The organism is Lysinibacillus sp. NPDC097162 (genome assembly GCF_044762185.1).
GTDB lineage: Bacteria > Bacillota > Bacilli > Bacillales_A > Planococcaceae > Lysinibacillus.
The window spans coordinates 96963-115558 of record NZ_JBIWDT010000009.1; the positions used below are offsets into that span (position 1 = coordinate 96963).

Genomic DNA, 18596 nt, shown 5'->3' on the forward strand with positions numbered 1-18596 from the left:
TATAAAAGAAGACTGTAACTATAGGCGATATAGCCCTAACTTTTGGGATTTATCCTCTTCGTGGTCATTCAATAGAATATTTTTACCAAGGCATTCAGTCGATTGGAGCGGCGGGCGGCGACTCCTGCGGGAACGCACAAAACGTAAGACGCAACAATCCACGCGACAGCGAGGGTTGCGGCTTACGTTGTGCCCGCGGAAAGCGTCCGCCCATAGCGGAAATCAACAGTAGTAGTCATCTATATTTATTTTATATAAAAGAAGACTGTAACTATAGGCGATATAGCCCTAACTTTTGGGATTTATCCTCTTCGTTGTCATTCAATAGAATATTTTTACCAAGGCATTCAGTCGATTGGAGCGGCGGGCGGCGACTCCTGCGGGAACGCACAAAACGTAAGACGCAACAATCCACGCGACAGCGAGGGTTGCGGCTTACGTTGTGCCCGCGGAAAGCGTCCGCCCATAGCGGAAATCAACAGTATTATTTATTTAAAATGTAAGATGGCTATAGACCATTTTTAATGTCATACGCCCTTCATCTACACTTAATTGGCAAAAATTATAGCTGCATTTTCTTTAGCTCATCCGTCATGAAATATAAATAGCCATCCTTAATAAATAAATCCTTCGTGTCTTCCCTATTTAACACTTGTTCACCGCTTCCATCAGGGCGAATTTTTGTTAAATAAGCGCCATGCGAATAATTACTAAAGTATAACCATCCATCAGCATAAACAATATATTGCGCACGCGTTTTAGTAACACGCTGAGCTTTTCCTGTAGTCATATCAAGCACATACAATTTATTGTCATCTGAAATACTGCTATAAAATAACTGAGTTCCTACTTGTGCCGGAAAATCGATATCTTGATAGTAGCTATAAATGGTACTTGTTGCTTTTGGATAATCATTTGCTATCCATGTATGATCACGCGCCATTGTACGATCATCTACTAAAAAATATTGATACCTTATGGCACCGTTCCGATCAGGCACAGGATCATTCCACGTTGTATCAAGATGATACCATTGACCGTCAAGTTTTACTAAATTCCAAGCATGCCCTTCCTTACCGACATAGCCAACAATATATTGAGTCTCAAAGCCAAGTTTTTGTAACAGTGTATGTGCTAATAACGCATAGCCCTGACATACACCACCATGCTCAGCAAGCACGGTATAAGCACTATGTGGGCTTGACTTCGTTTGTTCTGTATAAGCCGTATTCGCTACTATATAATCATTAACGGCTCTGACCTTCTCCACATCTGTTTTCGCGTTTTTCTCAATTGTAGCTACTATTTCTTGAGCGTTCATCTCAACATAAGCTGCTTGCTCTGGCGTCATTAAATAGCTTTGTTCCCCAAAAATTTTGGCAGTTTTTCTCCCATATTCAAAGCGTATGGAATGCTTACTAATATGCCCATACACAAAATCATCTCTTTTAATTGCACTGTCATAGGCCTCTTCTACAATCTTCTCGATTCGTTCTGTACTTCCCTTATATTGAATCTCATAGGTTGGTGAAAAGCTACTATAATAGGCATACATCGCATCTGCCATTTCCTTTGCATTTGTAACAACAAGCTTTGTCTCAGGCTGCTGTACGACCGGAGAAGAAACGGCTAGCTTTTGTTCCTTCACATCTTCAGGGTTTGCTGTTTGTATTGAGGCATCTTCTGAAAATTTAGTGGTAACATCAACAATTTTCTCCTTTGTTGCTAGTAGCACCGTTTCAATGTCATCATTATTTGCCCACGTAACAACTTGTTTTACTGTCGCTTTACCCGCTGTATAAATTGGTTCTAAGAAAATGATAAGTATTGCAATAATAGCTAGCTTTTTCCACAAAAATCTTCACCTCACACAGTTTCACTACTTTCATTATATACAAAAAAAACACAAAGAACTCAATTAGGAGCCCTTTTGTGCTTATAAATATATATGCATTGAACATGTGATATAGAAGCTTTCTGTTTATCACACTATAAATTAGTTAATTTTTAGCTTTTGCTCTTTACCATTAACTTTATATACTAAATATCCGCTGTTAATCAATAGATCAGATACCGATTGTTTAACAACTACACTCGTTTTTAATGTTTTTAAATTTAGTTTTGTTAAGTAACCGCTATTACTATAATCGCTATAATAAAGATTGTCTCCAACACCTGTAATATAAAGTGCTCGCGTATTAATTACCTTAGTCTTCTTACCACTTACCAAGTCGAGTTTATACAATTTATCATTATCTGCTGTGTTGCTAAAGAATAAAGTATTATTGATTTGGTGTGCAAAATGTACATTTTGCATAAAATTATATGCTGTACTTGTTGCCGCAGGGTAATTTGAAGTAATCCAATTATGGTCTTTCTTTAGCTGAGCATCAGTTACAAGGAAATAATCATAGGAAGATGCCCCTATGCGATTTGGTAACGGATCATTCCATGTTGTATCCAGATGATACCACTTGCCATCAACCTTCACCATATTCCAAGCATGTGCTTCATTGCCATTTACATAACCTACTACATATTTAGTTTCAATCCCTGCTTGCTCTAACATTTTATATGCTGATAAAGCATAGCCTTGGCATACAGCTTGTCCTTCAAATAATAATGCGTAAGCGCTATGTGGACTCGCCTTTGTTTTTGTACCATAAGTAGTATTGGACACTATATAATCATTAATGGCTTTTACTTTTTGAAATTGTGTCATAGATGGCTTAATAATCGTTTTTAATATGCCATCAATCTTTTTCTGAACGGCAGATTCTTGTGCTGGAGTCGTAAAGTATTTCACTTTATAGGTCACGTTGCCTGTGGAATCAGCAGTCATAGTCATTCCTTGAAGATGACCACTGGCATAAGTAGCCTTTTGCTGTGCCTCTTCAAATGCTTCCATTAACTTTTTGTCGAAACCTGTCATTGAACCACTATATGTAACTTTAATTTCTGTAGCAAAATTGTTAAGTTGCATTGCTATTTCATTTGTTAGTTGATCGAATGTTTCTATCTTAGTGCTTGCCACCACATTGTAAGCAATTGGTGCTTGCATATTTAAAGGCTGGCTTTGTGCATGGGCTATAGTTGGGCTTAACATCAACAATGTTGCACTGCTTAATATCCATTTTCTCAAAATAACTCACCTTCTCTTTTATAATATCTTTATCCTAATTATAAAAGAGAATATTACTTTAAATCTATCATACAAGTTCACTACATATGACCTTTTTCTACTTTTATCGAAGTGAGCATTTAGGTTTTTAAACCTATATAAAACATAAATCTAATAATTAAAAGTATTTTTTTGCATATTCATTAACTTTCACCTAAAACATCTTATATGATCATAATAACGAAACAAGCCCCGCCAGAATAAATTCTATCGGAAACTGAGACAAATAAGCCCCTAAACAAAAGTGGCTTACGATTCTCCGACAAAACTAAAAGAGGCGAGACTTGTCGTTTAACAAGCTTCTATATAAGGTAAGAGCTTAAATATGCTTTAACTTTGGATACTAACGGCTTTTGACAACTAAATTTACAGCCTCTTGAATAACTTCATTCATTTTTTCGCCGTCACCCTCAGCATTTTGTACACATTCTAACAAATTTGTACTAACAATTACGCCTACCGTACGATCTACCGCAGAGCGCACTGCGGATAATTGTGTAATAACGGCTTTGCAATCTTTTTCTTCTTCCATCATTTTTAAAATACCGCGTAGCTGACCTTCCATTCGCTTCACACGATTTTTCACTTGATCTGAATATTCCACATTCATTACCCCTTCTTTTATACTCGCTGCGTCAAGTTGAGTAATTATTATTCTTATCCTAGCACAAAATATTAGAAATACACGTATTGCATTACGCTTACTACGGTTTCAAATATTTTATAAGCATCTTAGCCATTACTGTACCTGTATTTGTTAATTCATCATATTGAATAATTGAATTCTTTTTTAAACGTAGCTGACCAATTTCTACTTCGAAAATTGGACATTTTCTTTTTAGGGCCGCGACAAGCATATTTGTATCGTATTCAAAACGATCACCTTGTACCTCTATAAGCCATGGTAATTCTTTGATTTCTATGTAACGCAAGCCAGTTTGTGTATCCATTAGCTTTTTATGAAACAGTATTTCAAACAGTAAACTAGTTGCTCGGTTCCCCAAATACGAAAAGAACGTACTATCGGAGGAATGGAAATTGCGGATTCCTAAGACAATGCCTTCTGAAAACACTTTTGTCATAGTCAATACTAATTTGATATCCTCTAACGTATGCTGTCCGTGTGCCCCTACTGTTAGAACACCCTGAAAACCCTCTCGTTTAGACCGAATATAGGAGAAAGCTGTTTTTAACGCTCCACCCTTCCCAATATTCTGTTCGTGTTGGAGAACTTTACATCTATCTATTTTCTTTAACTCTTCAAAAATATTTTCATATTTTTTATCGCTACCATCATTAACAATAACAACTTGAGAAATTGAGGTGGCTAATAATTGATGTACAAATGTTATAAATGATTGTTGCGGATTATATGTTGGAATAATTGCTGCAATTTTTTTCATCCATCAATCCCTCCAAAGACTATAAACTAACTCTTAAATCAAATAGTATCATACTGAAGACAATTCAACTGAGGAATTCAATGGAAAATGATCAATAACACTAATAATTTCCCGATATATGAAAAAAAGACTATTACCGTTAGTTAAGAAGAGGTGATTACAATCGTCATACAATACGATATCCTTCACGAACAATGTGAAAAATTACATATTTTATCGTTCACACATATAGCACAAAGCTTACAGGATGCTAGTAACCACGCTATTACACAGCCATCAATTTCTTTACAAAAGTCACGCCTCGTCCTTGAGGAGATAGTCTATGACTTTTACGAGCTGGAAATGCAAGCGAAACCTAAACAAAAAAATATCCGAACACTATTAAATAATCGTACCTTTATCTCAAACATTCATCCACGTCGTATTTATTTACTAATGGAACTTGTATTTAAAATGACAAGTACTAGCAACAATGACATCGTTGAAGCGAAAGCAGCTAAAATTGTCCTCGATTATGTTAGTGATATCGTTGAATGGTTTATTCACCGTTATGATCGTAGCCTGAAAGCATCTATTTCGACTCGAAAATTTCCTAAATTTGAAGATTTATTGCCTCCACTTGATACGAAGACGCTCGATCAATACTCAGCTAAAGACTATGAACATGCTGCTAGTTGGTTTGAAATTTCTGCAAAAAAGGGCAATGCAAGTGCACAATACAATTTAGGCTTCCTTTATAACCACGGTCGAGGTGTTCAAAAAGATTATGCGACAGCCAAGATGTGGTATGAGAAAGCAGCCGCACAACATGATGCTAATGCACTTTATAGTCTAGGGGTGCTTTATCATTTAGGACAAGGTGTTGAGCAAGATTATCAAGAGGCTGCCCATTATTATAAGTCTGCGGCGGATTTAGGAAATGCCGACGCACAGTATAATCTTGGTGTACTTTACAATCAAGGGCTAGGCCTTGCTATTGATTTTGAAGAGGCAGCAAAATGGTATATTTCAGCAGCCAACCAAGGCAATACAAGTGCACAAAATAATCTTGGCTTTCTCTATCATAATGGAACTGGTGTACAACAAAGCTTTGAGGAGGCAATAGCTTATTTTGAAATGGCAGCACTTGCAGGAGATGCAAGTGCACAGTATAACCTTGGCTATATGTATCTAAAAGGCCGTGGCATCTCACAAAATGTTGAGGAAGCTGCGAGATGGTTCCACCTAGCTGCCCTTCAAGACCATACGAATGCAGAGTTTCAATTGGCCTTACTATACAATACAGGACAGGGCATACAGCAAGATCACATTGAAGCAATAAAGTGGTTTAAACTTGCGGCTCATAAAGGGCATACCAATGCCCAATATTGTCTCGGCCTACTTTACCAAAAAGAAAAAGATAGCACGCGTGCGGAAAGGTGGTTTCAGCTTGCCGCTGACAATGGACATATTAGTGCTGGCTATGAGCTAGGCCTTCTTTTCGTCTATCAGCTTCAACAGCCTGACAAAGCATTACAGTATTTTATACTTGCCGCTGAAAAAGGCTATGCTGATGCTCAATTCGAACTTGGGTTGTTATATGCTAACGGTGTTAGTGTTCCATTGAATTATGCCAAAGCAGTTCAATGGTGGAGAGCTGCAACAGACCAATCTCATATTCAAGCTGAATATCAATTGGGATTATTATATGAACAAGGATTGGGCGTCTCCCAAGACTTAGATGAGGCTAGACGTTGCTATAGACTTGCTGCTATTCAAGGGCATTCAGGCGCACAATATCAACTTGGCAATTTATTTGATAAAGGTAAAGGAGTGAAGCAAGATTTCACGGAAGCAGCTAGATGGATTGAACAAGCAGCTTCTAAAGGACATGCTAAAGCTCAATACCAGTTAGCTCAAATGCATAGCAATGGACAAGGTGTCCCTAAAGATTTTGCGAGGGCTGCCCAACTTTACCGACTTGCTGCAAATCAGGGTCACCAAAAAGCTCAGTTTCAGCTTGGCATGCTTTATAAGAAAGGACAGGGTGTAGCTCAAGATTATAACGAGGCAACACGTTGGCTTAAAAAATCACTAGAGCATTTAAATTGATAGATGCTTAGGCGACTACTAACTCTAGTTTAAATGCAATGGCAAGCCCGCTTCTCGAACGAAATCAACGGTTACTTAAAAAAAATAAGCAAACTCAATTTTTTTGAATTTGCCTACCCACTGACCGCGTCTCATACTGGCGCGGTTTTATATTAATTTTTCATTCCCTCTTTTTGATTTACCATGAATGTCACAATAATAAATAATGCAAAACTAATTAACAAAGTGGTACCACCTACAATAAAGAAAATTAAAGTAAATGTATGACCAAAGTTAAAAGGATTTATATTGTAGAACCACATACCAAGTGTTAAGCCAAAAACTCCAATAATCGCTGTCCAGCCATGTAATGCTACTAATTTTTGCGATTTCACTTTAAATGCACGGTAAAAAATGCCCCATGCAAACATACTTAACCAGCCAACGAGTAAAACGTGCGCGTGAATTGGTCGAAATTCATAACTACCTGACCCTGACATATGCGATCCTAAGTACGTACCCACTAAAGCAAAAATCGCTGCGAGTCGAATAAGACGTAAACTCCATTTTCGTTCCATACGATAACTCCTCCAAGTTTCAACTTACAAAGAAGTTTATCGATTGAACATGAACTTTACATGAACTCTATATTACAATTTTGGTAGGTGTATACAAACGCTTGTCCCTACGTTAATTGCACTTTTCATTTGCACTTCCCCACCGTGCAATTCAACAATTTGTTTTACAATGGCAAGGCCGAGACCTGTCCCCTGTTTCGTTCTTGACTCATCAGCTCGATAAAAACGGTCATATACCTTTTGCAATTGCTCCTCATTCATTCCAATACCGCTATCCTCTATTAACACTTCTACAAAAGTAGATTGCTCTTGAAGATGTATGTGAATTTCTCCCCCATTAACATTATATTTAATGGCGTTTGTTAATAAATTATCCCATACATTTTGTAGTAGCCCCGCATCACCTTTATACGTTACTGGCTCAATCTGATACGATAACTGCACATTAGCTTCCTCTAACTGCCAACGATATTTGCGCACAGTCTCCTTCAATTGTTCATCTAAATTGTACGGTTCTCTCTTTAGCATTCTAGTCGATTGATCGAGTGATGTCAGGAGTAACAGTTGCTTCGTCAATGTCGAAAGTCGCTTCGTTTCTAGCTCTATAATTGTCGCATATTCTTGTCGTTCTGGTTCAGTAAGCGAAGGGTTTTTCAGTAAATCTACATAGCCTTGAATATTCAATAAAGGCGATTGAAAGTCATGAGATACATTACTAATAAATAGTTTACGAATTCTATCATTTTCCTGTAATTTTTCTGTCATCACATTAAAGCTATCTGCCAGTTGTCCAATTTCATCCGCTCGATCTATTTCAAGCAACGTATCAAACTTTTCATGAGCCAGTTGATGTGTTGCTTCTGTTAACTGTGTAATCGGTCTAATTAATGCCTTTGCAAATAGCAGCATAGCAAGTAAACTTAGCACAGCCATTCCAAGGATAAGACCTCCTAATAGCGTATGCGCCTCAGAGAACAACAATCGAATATCTGGTCTAATAAACAGTGCATACTGTTCGTTATTATACGTAAAGGGTACACCAATGGTATTAATGAGTTCATTCGCAAAAAAGCCTGTCATAAAGGTCTCTTTTGGGAAATCACGCATTCCATGATAGACTTCTCCTTCTAAAACATGCTGGATTACATCTGCCGACAATGTTTTATCTCGGTATTCGCCACCAAAAAAGCGATGATCCTCTCCCGTTGTAACATAAATTTGATAACCAATCTCTCCAAGTGTTGTTAAATAGCTATCTAAATCCATTTGCTTCGCTGATTCGATATAATCGACAATATCCTCTGCAATTGCAACATTTTTAGCATCATTTTTTCCTTTAGTTACTTGATGATAATACGTATTCGTCATTAAAAACCCAATGCATAAACTGCCAATCATAATGAGCATCGTTGTGACAACAAACTTACTATATAACGTCTTCATGTCGAACTTACCTCAAGCTTATAACCGACGCCACGTACCGTTGTAATCTCAACATCTGTTTCGTAGCGATGCAAGCGCTCGCGAATCCGCTTCACATGTGTATTTAACGTTTGCTCGTCTCCTTCATAGTCGTAGCCCCATACTTGCTCCATAATAATGCTACGTGTAAAAACTTGATTTGGTCGAGAGGCAAGTAGCGCCAATAGCTCGAATTCCTTTAAAGGCAAAATAAGTGTTTCTCCACCAATCGTAACCTCAAAGCTACGTCGATCAATTTCGAGCTTACCAACCTGTATTGTTACCTGATTCTTTTTATCAAGCCTACGTAAAATCGCTGCAATGCGAAACAGCAACTCCTTTGGCTCGAACGGTTTAACGACATAGTCATCTGAACCCGCTAAAAAGCCACGCTCCTTATCTTCTAGCTCTCCTTTTGCCGTTAATAACAGCACCGGAATATCGTAATCCTTACTTAAAATTTCAGTTAGCGTAAAGCCATCCATTCCTGGCATCATAACATCAACAACTGCCAAATCGGGCATATTTCCATCAAGCAATTGCAAAGCTTGCTCGCCATTCTCTGCTTGCAATACTTGATAGCCCTCTCGCGTTAAATAAATATTGACTAACTGTAAAATATGAACGTCATCATCGACAACTAAAATTTTCATTTATCCTTGCCCCCATTCAATATATTGCACTAGGAGTTCAGTTCCTAACTTACGCTTTATGTAAAAAAAACCACTGCTAGCAGTGGAAATTGTTTGAGTGACTGGCACTTGCTATTGACTACTTTCTGTGCAAAAATCCACTTCGCTTTCCGCGGGCACAGCATAAGCCGCATCCCTCGCTACGCGCGGTTTGTTGCGGCTTATGCACTGTGTTGTTCCCACTGGGAGACTTCTTGGATTTTCACTTATATTTTCATAAAACCCACAGTTAACATTGGAAATTGTTTGAGTGACTGGCACTTATGCGCTTTTTGACAACCTCTTTATTTTATAATGAAAATATTGAAACCAACAGCAATATAAGTAATGGCAAGCCGATGACGATATAGCCTCTTGGGTTCGCAAAGTTCATTGTCCAACCTACACCAAAACGTTTCTCCACAAACACTGATGGATCCTGACGATTCATATAAATAAGACCGCCCTTCCAATAACGATCCTCATCAATATCCATTACCTCTGACACCACATTATCTTTATAATTCAATCGTAACTGTCGCTTTTTCCATGCATATACAAGCACTGAACCTAATATTAAAACTAGGAAAGCAATAAACAATGGTAATAGTTTTTTTCCTTCAGCCATCGAAGGATAAATATTACTTAACTGTAGTATTGTAAATAATCCCGTTAAACTATAGCTGACCAACGCTATATTCCAGCTCATAAATTTCCGTGTTTTTAATTCGCTTTCCAAAGACTCCTGCTGATGGTTGATAGACAATCGAATTGCAGAGCGCTTAAGTGAATCCGCAATACCCCACATCATACATTGCATCATTAACATGACTAGTGGTAGTGAAACCGCAGAAAAATACGTTTTTTCTTGCCACGCATCTGCCGCTCCGCTTGGTCCCCAATGTACCGCAACAGCATTTGGTATTTGTTCATAATGTAACAACGTAAACATAATGAGGAAAACAGTAACACCGATAGGCACCACATAAAAAGGCCAAGGTAGTATTTCATCACGACTACGGGCTGTTAAATCGACAGCTCTCACTTGTTTTATATTTAAGCCCCATTGTTCACGCATTTTCAGCTTCATCACTTTTTGATGATTCAACCAATATAACACCATACTGACCGCAAGCATCCCAAATAAACAGCTAAGTAAAAGAATGCCCTGAGCACTTTCAGCAGGAGCGAGCAACCAGTAAAACACAAACATGATTATTAAAATTATCGCTCCAAAAAGACCTACTATTTGCGCATAGCGCTTTTTCGCAATCGCTAATGCAGGATGCTTTACATTTTGCTCCGGTACGGTAACTCCAAATACGATTGTCTCACGTACAATATAAGGGACAAAAATTTGCATAGCTAATGTCATAATATACATTATTGTAAAAATACCTAGTAGCATGCTACACCCCTTCTACTGGCAGTTGCAAGTCAGCAAATACCTTTTTCATCATGTGCTCAATTTGATCAGCTGTTGCGCCGAGCACCATTCCTTCTGCCACAACAGGCTTTAAATTTTTTTCAATCTGTTGCAACTGTTCAGGCGTTAATGCACGATCCTCAGTTGATCGAATAATTGCACCTGATTTAGCGCGAATTGTAATGATTCCTTTTGCCTCAAGCTCATGGTAACTCTTATTAACCGTATGCATATTAACACCTAAATCAGCCGCTAAACTACGCACAGATGGCAACATATCACCTGGTCCCATGTCTCCCCTTGCAATACCCTCTATAATTTGCCGTGTAACCTGTTCATAGATAGGCACATCCGATAAGGGCTCTATTTGAATAAACATCTATATCAGCTCCATGTTTGTTATACAGTTAGTATAACAAAATTCGAGTTTTATGCATAGAAAAATTGGGGTATCTCGTAAGGACTTAAATTTTTCTATAAAGAATTTTTTATCGTATCAATAAACTTATTTACAAGTAAACTTTGCTTCTCATTTTTCCTTGTACAAATAGCAACTTTATGTTTACTATGTATCCCCTGTACATATACTCTTGCCAATTGCCCATTATGAACATACTCTTTAACCGCAAGTGATGAAATAAAAATTGCGCCATATCCAGCCATAACCGATCGAATTGTTTCATTTATTCCACTAAATTGTAGTGCAATTTTTGGAGGATTTACTTGATGGGTTTCACAAAGTGAAAAGAGGTGATCTCTCATGGAGCTCCCTTCCTCGCGCATTATAAAAGGTTCCTTCATCATATCCGCTATAGACATCGTTTGATTTGCATATGGGTGTTCGGGTGCCACAACAAACCACAGCTCATCTTCAAAGAGCTCCTCCCATAATACTTCCTCAGGTCTCTCATATATTCCACCACCGTAAATAGCGATATCCGCTTTATAGTGTATAAGCTGCTCAAATGCTTCTTTCGTATTGGCCGTTGTAACAACTAAATTAATATCTTCATTTAAGCCTTTAAAAGTAGCTGCCCATTTTGGAATTAAAAAATTAGCAGGTAAATAAGTAGCAACAATATGAATAGACCCTGTCTTGGCTAGGCGATAGTCTTCAATAAATGACTCAATGTGTTGCTCAAGAGAAATAAGATTTTGCGCCTTTTCCGCTAGCGCCTCACCAAATTCAGTCAATACGATGCCTCTGCCTTGCTGTTTAAATAATGGTACGCCTATTTCCTGCTCAAACCTTTTAATTTGGCTAGAAACTGCTGGCTGACTAATATGCAATATTTCAGCAGCCTTTGTAAAACTACCTGTTTTAGCTACTTGGTAAAATAATTTTAATGCGTGACTATTCATACCTTCTCCTCACTCATAACTTAAAGTTATGTATTAGTAATTATTATATATTTTTATTATAGTTCATTTTATCATACACTTTAGTTGCAGTTTAAATCACTATGGAAACGAGGAATTATACTATGTTAACTAACAATGTTTGGCATGATGTGGATGAATATTTTATTGATAAGCTAATTCCATTTGATGAAACAATGGAGAATGTCCTACAAACAAATAAAAATGCTGGCATTCCTGAAATTGATGTATCACCCACACAAGGAAAATTACTTTACCTGCTAGCAAAAATAAAAGGTGCTCAAAATATTTTAGAAATTGGTACACTTGGTGGCTATAGTAGCATATGGCTTGCTCGTGCGCTCCCTGAATCAGGAAAGGTTTACACTCTAGAGATTGAACCGACGTATGCAGAAGTGGCGAAGCAAAACATCCTAAAAGCAGGCTGTAGCAGCAAAGTCGAAGTGGTGGTAGGAAATGCATTGCATTCATTGCCTACAATTAAAAATTCAGGCCCTTTATTCGACCTTATTTTCATTGATGCCGATAAACCGAATAATCCTCAATATTTAAAATGGGCTTTAGAATTAGCGAATAGTGGAGCACTTATCATTGCTGATAATGTAGTGCGAAACGGTGAAGTCATCGATGATAAAAGCGAAGATGAGCGTGTGCAAGGTGTGCGTCAATTTATGGATTTATTAGAACAAGAACCACGTATCGAATCTACAGCCATTCAAACCGTTGGAATTAAAGGATATGACGGTTTCATCCTAGCAATTGTTAAATAACGAAAAAGGAGATGTCTCACGCATTTGTGAGACATCTCCCTCTACTATTACATAGTCACTACTGCTAATTCTTCATTCAAACGTGCAACCGCTTCTTCTACTGCTACTACGTGTCCTAATTCATTGAGTGATTCACCGATTAGTTTCACGGCTTGTTCAAGCATAGCAGGTGTTGTATTACCCATATGCCCAATACGGAATGCTTTACCTGCTAAATGTGCCAAAGAACCAGCGACAATTACGCCTTTTTCTGCAAGCTTTGCTCGGAACTTGGCATCCTCTACCCCATCAGGATAGAGCATACAACTTAAAGTTGGTGCTGCTACAGTCTCATCAGCAAGTGCTGCCATGCCATACGTAGATAAAGCGAAACGCACAGCACGTCCATATGCTTTATGGCGCGCCTCACGCTTCGCAATCCCTTCATCTAAAACAATCTTCATAGCAACATCATAAGCATAAATTAAATTCACAGGTGGTGTTGCAAAATATTTCCCTGGATCATTCATGACTGGTATCCAGTTTTCAATATCGCAGTAGTAGGCTGGTATCGTTCCAAGTGCTTCGCGAGCCTTTAACGCAGATTGATTAAACGCAATGATTGCTAATCCTGGTGGAACGCCAATAGCCTTTTGTGAGCCAGTTAATACAACATCCAATTTATAGTCAGCGTGCCCATATGCTTTATTCATATTTTCATCCAATGCGGCTGTTGCAACAACTCCATCTAAAATTATAAGAGCCCCCGCTTGTTTAATAATTGGAACTAATGCATCTAAATCTGAAACAACACCTGTAGATGTATCTGCATGAGTAATAGTGACTGCTTTAAAATTACCCCCAGCTAACTTTGCCTTTACAGCAGCTAGTTCAACTTGTTTACCCCACTCTGCCTGTAGCACTTCTACTTGAATACCATAAGCAGTTGCTAAAGGTGTAAAACGATCCCCAAAATACCCATGACTAATGACGAGTATTTTTTCTCCTTTGCCCACTGTATTGACAATCGCCATTTCCATTGCTAGCGTTCCTGAGCCTGCTAGTACAAACACCTCGCCATCCGTTTGGAGCAGTTCTTTTGTTTGGACTAATGCATTTTTATAAATCGCAACAAATCGTGGATCTGTATGCCCACGCGTCTCGCTCGCCAAAGCATCATATATCTCATCAACTACTGGTGTAGGACCTGGAATTAATAGCATTTCCTTATTGCCCATTTCTTTTCCCCCTCATAATGTTTTCCTGTGTATAGAAAAATGCCTTACAAGCCCCCCATCTAAGCTCGTAAGACATCTTGCACCCCATTTTTAAATCTCATTACTTACCATTAATATAAGTAGACCCCTTTTATTAAACAGTGCTCATTGTGTATAAGTAAAGAACAGGGGAACAGACCCCGCTCGTTACATTAGTGGAACTCATGAGCTGCATTCGAATTCAGCCCACTGTATTTTAGAAAAGTAGGATATGTTCGTTAGTAGATTCCTATTAATTAACTTAATTTTTCATAGCCTGGAAGTGTCAAGAATTCCACGAACTCATCTTGTTCAATTAAAGATTTAAACAGTTCAGCAGCTTCATCATAGCGACCACTGTTATAAGCCTGTTCCCCAACAGCCTCTTTAATTTTCACAAGCTCTTCTTCCAAAACTTCTAGCACGAATGCTAATGTAATACCTCTTCCATCATCTAAAATACCCTTTGGATGACGAATCCATTGCCATACTTGTGTACGGGAGATTTCTGCTGTTGCAGCATCCTCCATCAAGTTGTTAATCGGTGCAGCACCGTTGCCTCGTAACCAAGAAGCGATGTACTGAACCCCAACACTACAGTTAATTTGAAGACCTTCAAGTGTAATTGTACCTTCTGGCACAGCCACTAAATCTTCAGCCTTAACATTCACATCTTCGCGTTTTTTATGAATTTGATTTGGTGTCTCCATAATCGCATCAAACTGCTCCATAGCCGTTGCAACCATGCCAGGGTGTGCTACCCAAGTCCCGTCATGACCATCAGTTGCCTCACGACGTTTGTCTTCAGCAACCTTTGCAAATGCTACTGCATTCGCTTCGTCATCCCCTTTTACAGGAATTTGCGCCGCCATACCGCCCATCGCAGGTGCGTTACGTTTATGACATGTTTGAATACATAATGACGTATAAGCCTTCATAAATGGAACTGTCATCGTTACTTGACCGCGATCAGGTAAAATCACATCCGGTTGATTGCGCAGGCGTTTAATATAGCTGAAAATGTAATCCCAACGGCCACAGTTCAGACCTGCCGAATGGTCGCGAAGCTCATATAAAATTTCATCCATTTCAAAAGCAGCCAATATTGTTTCAATTAAAACTGTAGCTCTAATTGTACCTTGTGGAATACCGATGTAATCTTGTGCAAAGACAAAAACATCATTCCACAAACGAGCCTCTAAATGGCTTTCTAACTTTGGCAGGTAGAAGTATGGACCCGTACCTTTTGCTAGTGCATTTTTAGCATTGTGGAATAAATATAGAGCAAAATCAAAGAAACTACCTGATATAGGTTCTCCATCCACTAGTACATGCTTTTCAAGTAAATGAAGACCTCGTGGACGTACTAATAATACAGCTGTTTCATTGTTTAATTTATATGTTTTACCATTTGATGCTTGTGTAAATTCAATTGTCTTATTAATGGCATCACGCATATTGATTTGACCAGAAATCATGTTTTCCCATGTCGGAGCAGATGCATCTTCAAAACAAGCCATGAACATTTTCGCACCAGAGTTCAACGCATTAATAACCATTTTGCGGTCTACTGGTCCAGTAATTTCTACTCGTCGATCTTGTAAATCCGCTGGCAGTGGCGCAATCGTCCAATCTCCCTCACGAATATGCTTTGTATCTGGTAGGAAGTCGAGTTTCTCACCAGCATCAAGACGTTTTTGACGTTCTTGCCGAGCCTCTAAAAGCTCTTTACGACGAGCATCAAACTTTTCATGCAGGGCAAGAACAAACTCAAGGGCTTCCGGTGTTAAAATTTCTTTTGTTTGCTCGTTTTGTTCCCCAACAATAGTAAGCTTACCTGTAGTTACCTGTTCCATTAGTAGTTCCCCACCTCTCGTGATTTAAGTTTCCCCCGCTTAGGAGGTGCGAGGGAAACTTATCTATGATTATGAATTTAGGAATTAACGTAATTGAATTAAACGAATTGTTCAGTTTCTGTAGATCCTGCCATTGCTGTTGTTGAAGAAGTACCACCTGAAATAACTTGTGACACATCATCGAAGTAACCTGTACCTACTTCACGTTGATGACGAGTAGCCGTATAGCCTTTAGATTCAGAAGCAAACTCAGCTTGTTGTAGTTTAGAGTATGCAGCCATTCCGTTATCTTTATAGTCATGAGCTAGCTCAAACATAGAGTGGTTTAATGCATGGAAGCCTGCTAGCGTTACGAATTGGAATTTGTATCCTAGTTTCCCAAGCTCGCGTTGGTATTCTGCAATTTCTTCTTCTGAAAGGTTTGCTTTCCAGTTAAATGAAGGTGAGCAGTTGTAAGCAAGCATTTTACCTGGGAATTCAGCATGAATCGCTGCTGCAAATTCGCGTGCTTCTTCAAGTGATGGCTTAGACGTTTCACACCAGATTAAATCTGCGTATGGTGCATATGCTAAACCGCGGGCAATTGCTTGTTTGATACCCGGTTTTGTACGGAAGAAGCCTTCAGGTGTACGTTCACCAGTTATAAATTCTGCATCACGTGGATCGATATCTGAAGTTACCATATCTGCTGCATCAGCGTCTGTACGTGCGATTAAAATTGTATCTACGCCCATTACATCTGTTGCTAGACGAGCTGCAATTAAGTTACGAACAGCATTTTGTGTAGGAAGTAATACTTTCCCACCTAGGTGTCCGCATTTTTTCTCAGAAGCTAATTGGTCTTCTAAATGAACACCTGCAGCTCCCGCCTCAATCATACCTTTTACAAGTTCAAATACATTTAGAGGACCACCGAAACCAGCTTCAGCATCTGCAACGATAGGCGCAAACCAATCAAAGTCATCTACACGACCTTCAGCATGATCGATTTGATCAGCGCGTTGTAGTGCTTGATTAATACGTTTTACTACAGCTGGTACAGAGTTAGCCGGGTATAGTGATTGGTCAGGATACATTTGTCCCGAAAGGTTAGCATCGGCAGCCACTTGCCAGCCTGATAAGTAGATTGCTTGTAAACCTGCTTTTACTTGTTGAACCGCTTGATTACCAGTTAGTGCACCTAATGCATTAATGAATGGTTCTTCATGTAGGGATTTCCAAAGTCGCGTAGCACCTTTAGTTGCTAAAGTTTGCTCAATTACAACAGACCCCTGTAATTTAACTACTTCTTCAGCTGTATATGCGCGCTCAATACCAGCCCAACGCGGGTTTTCTTGCCATTGTTTTTCTAAAGCTTGGATTTTTTCTTGACGTGTTGACATATTGAAATTCCACCTTCCCCTTTGTATAAAATATACTCTGTTAAAAAACTTTTTAAAATCTGTTCCATAACAGGTTTATTTGTTGTAAATTAATATATAACAGTACATCTGAATTTTCATTATTTTTAGATAAAATGGCGAATTTTAATGATGAAACTACCTTTTTTAACGACAAAATTTGGTAAACTGTTTACAAACAAGGGGGATAATCACCATGAATAATGAATTAGATTCTTTACAAAAAGATATTTCACAACAATTTATTACGATGTTACAAGACTGGATTCCAACAAATTCGTCCATCGCCATTGCTGTTCAAAACTCTTATATCTATTTTCACTCTGGATCGCACAGTATTCATTTAGAGGCAGGGCGGCAAGTCGAGCCAGGCAGTATTGCAGAGCAAGTATTACAAACAAAAAAACGCACAGATGCAATCTTAGACAATACCTTATTTGGAACACCATATTACGGTATTGGCTATCCAATACATATACAAGACACGCTAGCTGCATTAGTAATTGTTTTACCTTCAACTTTTACAGCACAGAAATTAGAACCTTATCAATTTTTAACTGGTAAACGGGACGAAGAATGGAACCCTGTTGCCATTGAGAAAATATCTTATATCGAAAGCCTGCAGAAAAAGACATGGTTCTATGTAGAAAAGGAACAGTTTAAAACAAGTATTACACTCAAAGAATTACAAATGCGCTTACCAACATTTTTCATTCGCATTCATCGATCTTATATTGTTAATATTCATTTCATAAAAAAGATGGCGCGTGATCTCACTTCCAATTTTATCGTTACATTAAAAGACGGGACAGAATTACCAGTCAGCCAATCCTATCTCAATAACTTGCGAAACGCCCTTGAATTTTAATAGACAAAATAAAAACAGCTGTATAAACAGCTGTTCCAGATTGTCAACGAGTGATACAAGACATTTACTACAATGAATCGCATTGTATTTTATTAAGACAATTCAAGTCTGTCGAATAGCCCCAATCTGATTTTGGCGGAGCTTATTCAGACAGACTGCTTTAAATACAAAAAAACCTGAGAATCTAATCTCAGGTTTTTATTTGCCTAGCGACGTCCTACTCTCACAGGGGGAAGCCCCCAACTACCATCGGCGCTAAAGAGCTTAACTTCCGTGTTCGGTATGGGAACGGGTGTG

Annotated in this window: 16 protein-coding genes and 1 rRNA gene; 3 read left to right on the plus strand and 14 right to left on the minus strand. The window is 38.5% G+C overall.

Annotated elements, in window-relative coordinates; genetic code table 11:
* Nucleotides 1-562: 562 nt before the first annotated feature.
* The 4 genes from ACIQXW_RS22785 to ACIQXW_RS22800 form a co-directional block, all read right to left on the minus strand.
* The gene (locus tag ACIQXW_RS22785) at nt 563-1855 is read right to left on the minus strand and encodes a transglutaminase domain-containing protein (protein WP_402765807.1); all 1293 of its coding nucleotides are present in this window, start codon (nt 1853-1855) and stop codon (nt 563-565) included.
* 141 nt (nt 1856-1996) lie between these two features.
* Entirely contained in the window at nt 1997-3142 is a 1146-nt protein-coding gene (locus tag ACIQXW_RS22790; protein WP_401022095.1) for a transglutaminase domain-containing protein, read from the minus strand.
* Between the two features lie 382 nt (nt 3143-3524).
* Nucleotides 3525-3785, minus strand: a complete 261-nt coding sequence (locus ACIQXW_RS22795) for a metal-sensitive transcriptional regulator (protein WP_010857552.1) — start codon at nt 3783-3785, stop codon at nt 3525-3527.
* A gap of 100 nt (nt 3786-3885) precedes the next feature.
* A complete protein-coding gene (locus tag ACIQXW_RS22800; RefSeq protein ID WP_402765811.1) occupies nt 3886-4584 on the minus strand; it encodes a glycosyltransferase family 2 protein in 699 nt (232 codons plus the stop codon).
* A gap of 153 nt (nt 4585-4737) precedes the next feature.
* Here ACIQXW_RS22800 and ACIQXW_RS22805 point away from each other — a divergent pair, with 153 nt between their 5' ends.
* Nucleotides 4738-6675, plus strand: a complete 1938-nt coding sequence (locus ACIQXW_RS22805) for an SEL1-like repeat protein (protein ID WP_402765814.1) — start codon at nt 4738-4740, stop codon at nt 6673-6675.
* A gap of 152 nt (nt 6676-6827) precedes the next feature.
* On the opposite strand, the gene ACIQXW_RS22810 is transcribed toward ACIQXW_RS22805, so the two are convergent.
* From ACIQXW_RS22810 to ACIQXW_RS22835, 6 genes are all read right to left on the minus strand, one after another.
* Complete coding sequence (locus ACIQXW_RS22810; protein ID WP_402765817.1) at nt 6828-7232, minus strand: hypothetical protein; 405 nt, start codon at nt 7230-7232, stop codon at nt 6828-6830.
* Between the two features lie 72 nt (nt 7233-7304).
* Nucleotides 7305-8675, minus strand: a complete 1371-nt coding sequence (locus tag ACIQXW_RS22815; RefSeq protein ID WP_402765820.1) for a HAMP domain-containing sensor histidine kinase — start codon at nt 8673-8675, stop codon at nt 7305-7307.
* Entirely contained in the window at nt 8672-9346 is a 675-nt protein-coding gene (locus ACIQXW_RS22820; protein ID WP_340821405.1) for a response regulator transcription factor, read from the minus strand. The genes ACIQXW_RS22815 and ACIQXW_RS22820 overlap by 4 nt, the downstream gene beginning before the upstream one ends.
* 328 nt (nt 9347-9674) lie before the next feature.
* On the minus strand, nt 9675-10772 hold the full coding sequence (locus ACIQXW_RS22825; protein ID WP_402765823.1) for a DUF1648 domain-containing protein: 1098 nt from the start codon (nt 10770-10772) through the stop codon (nt 9675-9677).
* A 1-nt stretch (nt 10773) separates the two neighbouring features.
* Nucleotides 10774-11169, minus strand: a complete 396-nt coding sequence (locus tag ACIQXW_RS22830) for a GntR family transcriptional regulator (protein WP_401022109.1) — start codon at nt 11167-11169, stop codon at nt 10774-10776.
* Nucleotides 11170-11264: 95 nt separating this feature from the next.
* Entirely contained in the window at nt 11265-12152 is an 888-nt protein-coding gene (locus ACIQXW_RS22835; RefSeq protein WP_402765826.1) for a LysR family transcriptional regulator, read from the minus strand.
* A gap of 122 nt (nt 12153-12274) precedes the next feature.
* Here ACIQXW_RS22835 and ACIQXW_RS22840 point away from each other — a divergent pair, with 122 nt between their 5' ends.
* A complete protein-coding gene (locus ACIQXW_RS22840; protein WP_402765829.1) occupies nt 12275-12940 on the plus strand; it encodes an O-methyltransferase in 666 nt (221 codons plus the stop codon).
* 47 nt (nt 12941-12987) lie between these two features.
* On the opposite strand, the gene ACIQXW_RS22845 is transcribed toward ACIQXW_RS22840, so the two are convergent.
* The 3 genes from ACIQXW_RS22845 to aceA form a co-directional block, all read right to left on the minus strand.
* Entirely contained in the window at nt 12988-14157 is a 1170-nt protein-coding gene (locus tag ACIQXW_RS22845; protein WP_340821412.1) for a pyridoxal-phosphate-dependent aminotransferase family protein, read from the minus strand.
* Nucleotides 14158-14432: 275 nt separating this feature from the next.
* Nucleotides 14433-16031 (minus strand): malate synthase A, encoded by a 1599-nt coding sequence (aceB, locus tag ACIQXW_RS22850; protein ID WP_340821413.1) that lies wholly within the window; start codon nt 16029-16031, stop codon nt 14433-14435.
* A gap of 98 nt (nt 16032-16129) precedes the next feature.
* Entirely contained in the window at nt 16130-17413 is a 1284-nt protein-coding gene (gene aceA, locus ACIQXW_RS22855) for an isocitrate lyase (RefSeq protein ID WP_402765832.1), read from the minus strand.
* Nucleotides 17414-17627: 214 nt separating this feature from the next.
* On the opposite strand from aceA, the gene ACIQXW_RS22860 reads away from it, so the two are divergent.
* Nucleotides 17628-18299, plus strand: a complete 672-nt coding sequence (locus tag ACIQXW_RS22860) for a LytTR family DNA-binding domain-containing protein (RefSeq protein ID WP_402765835.1) — start codon at nt 17628-17630, stop codon at nt 18297-18299.
* A gap of 204 nt (nt 18300-18503) precedes the next feature.
* Here ACIQXW_RS22860 and rrf read toward each other — a convergent pair.
* Nucleotides 18504-18596: ribosomal RNA gene (gene rrf, locus ACIQXW_RS22865) — 5S ribosomal RNA — on the minus strand; the annotation flags it as partial.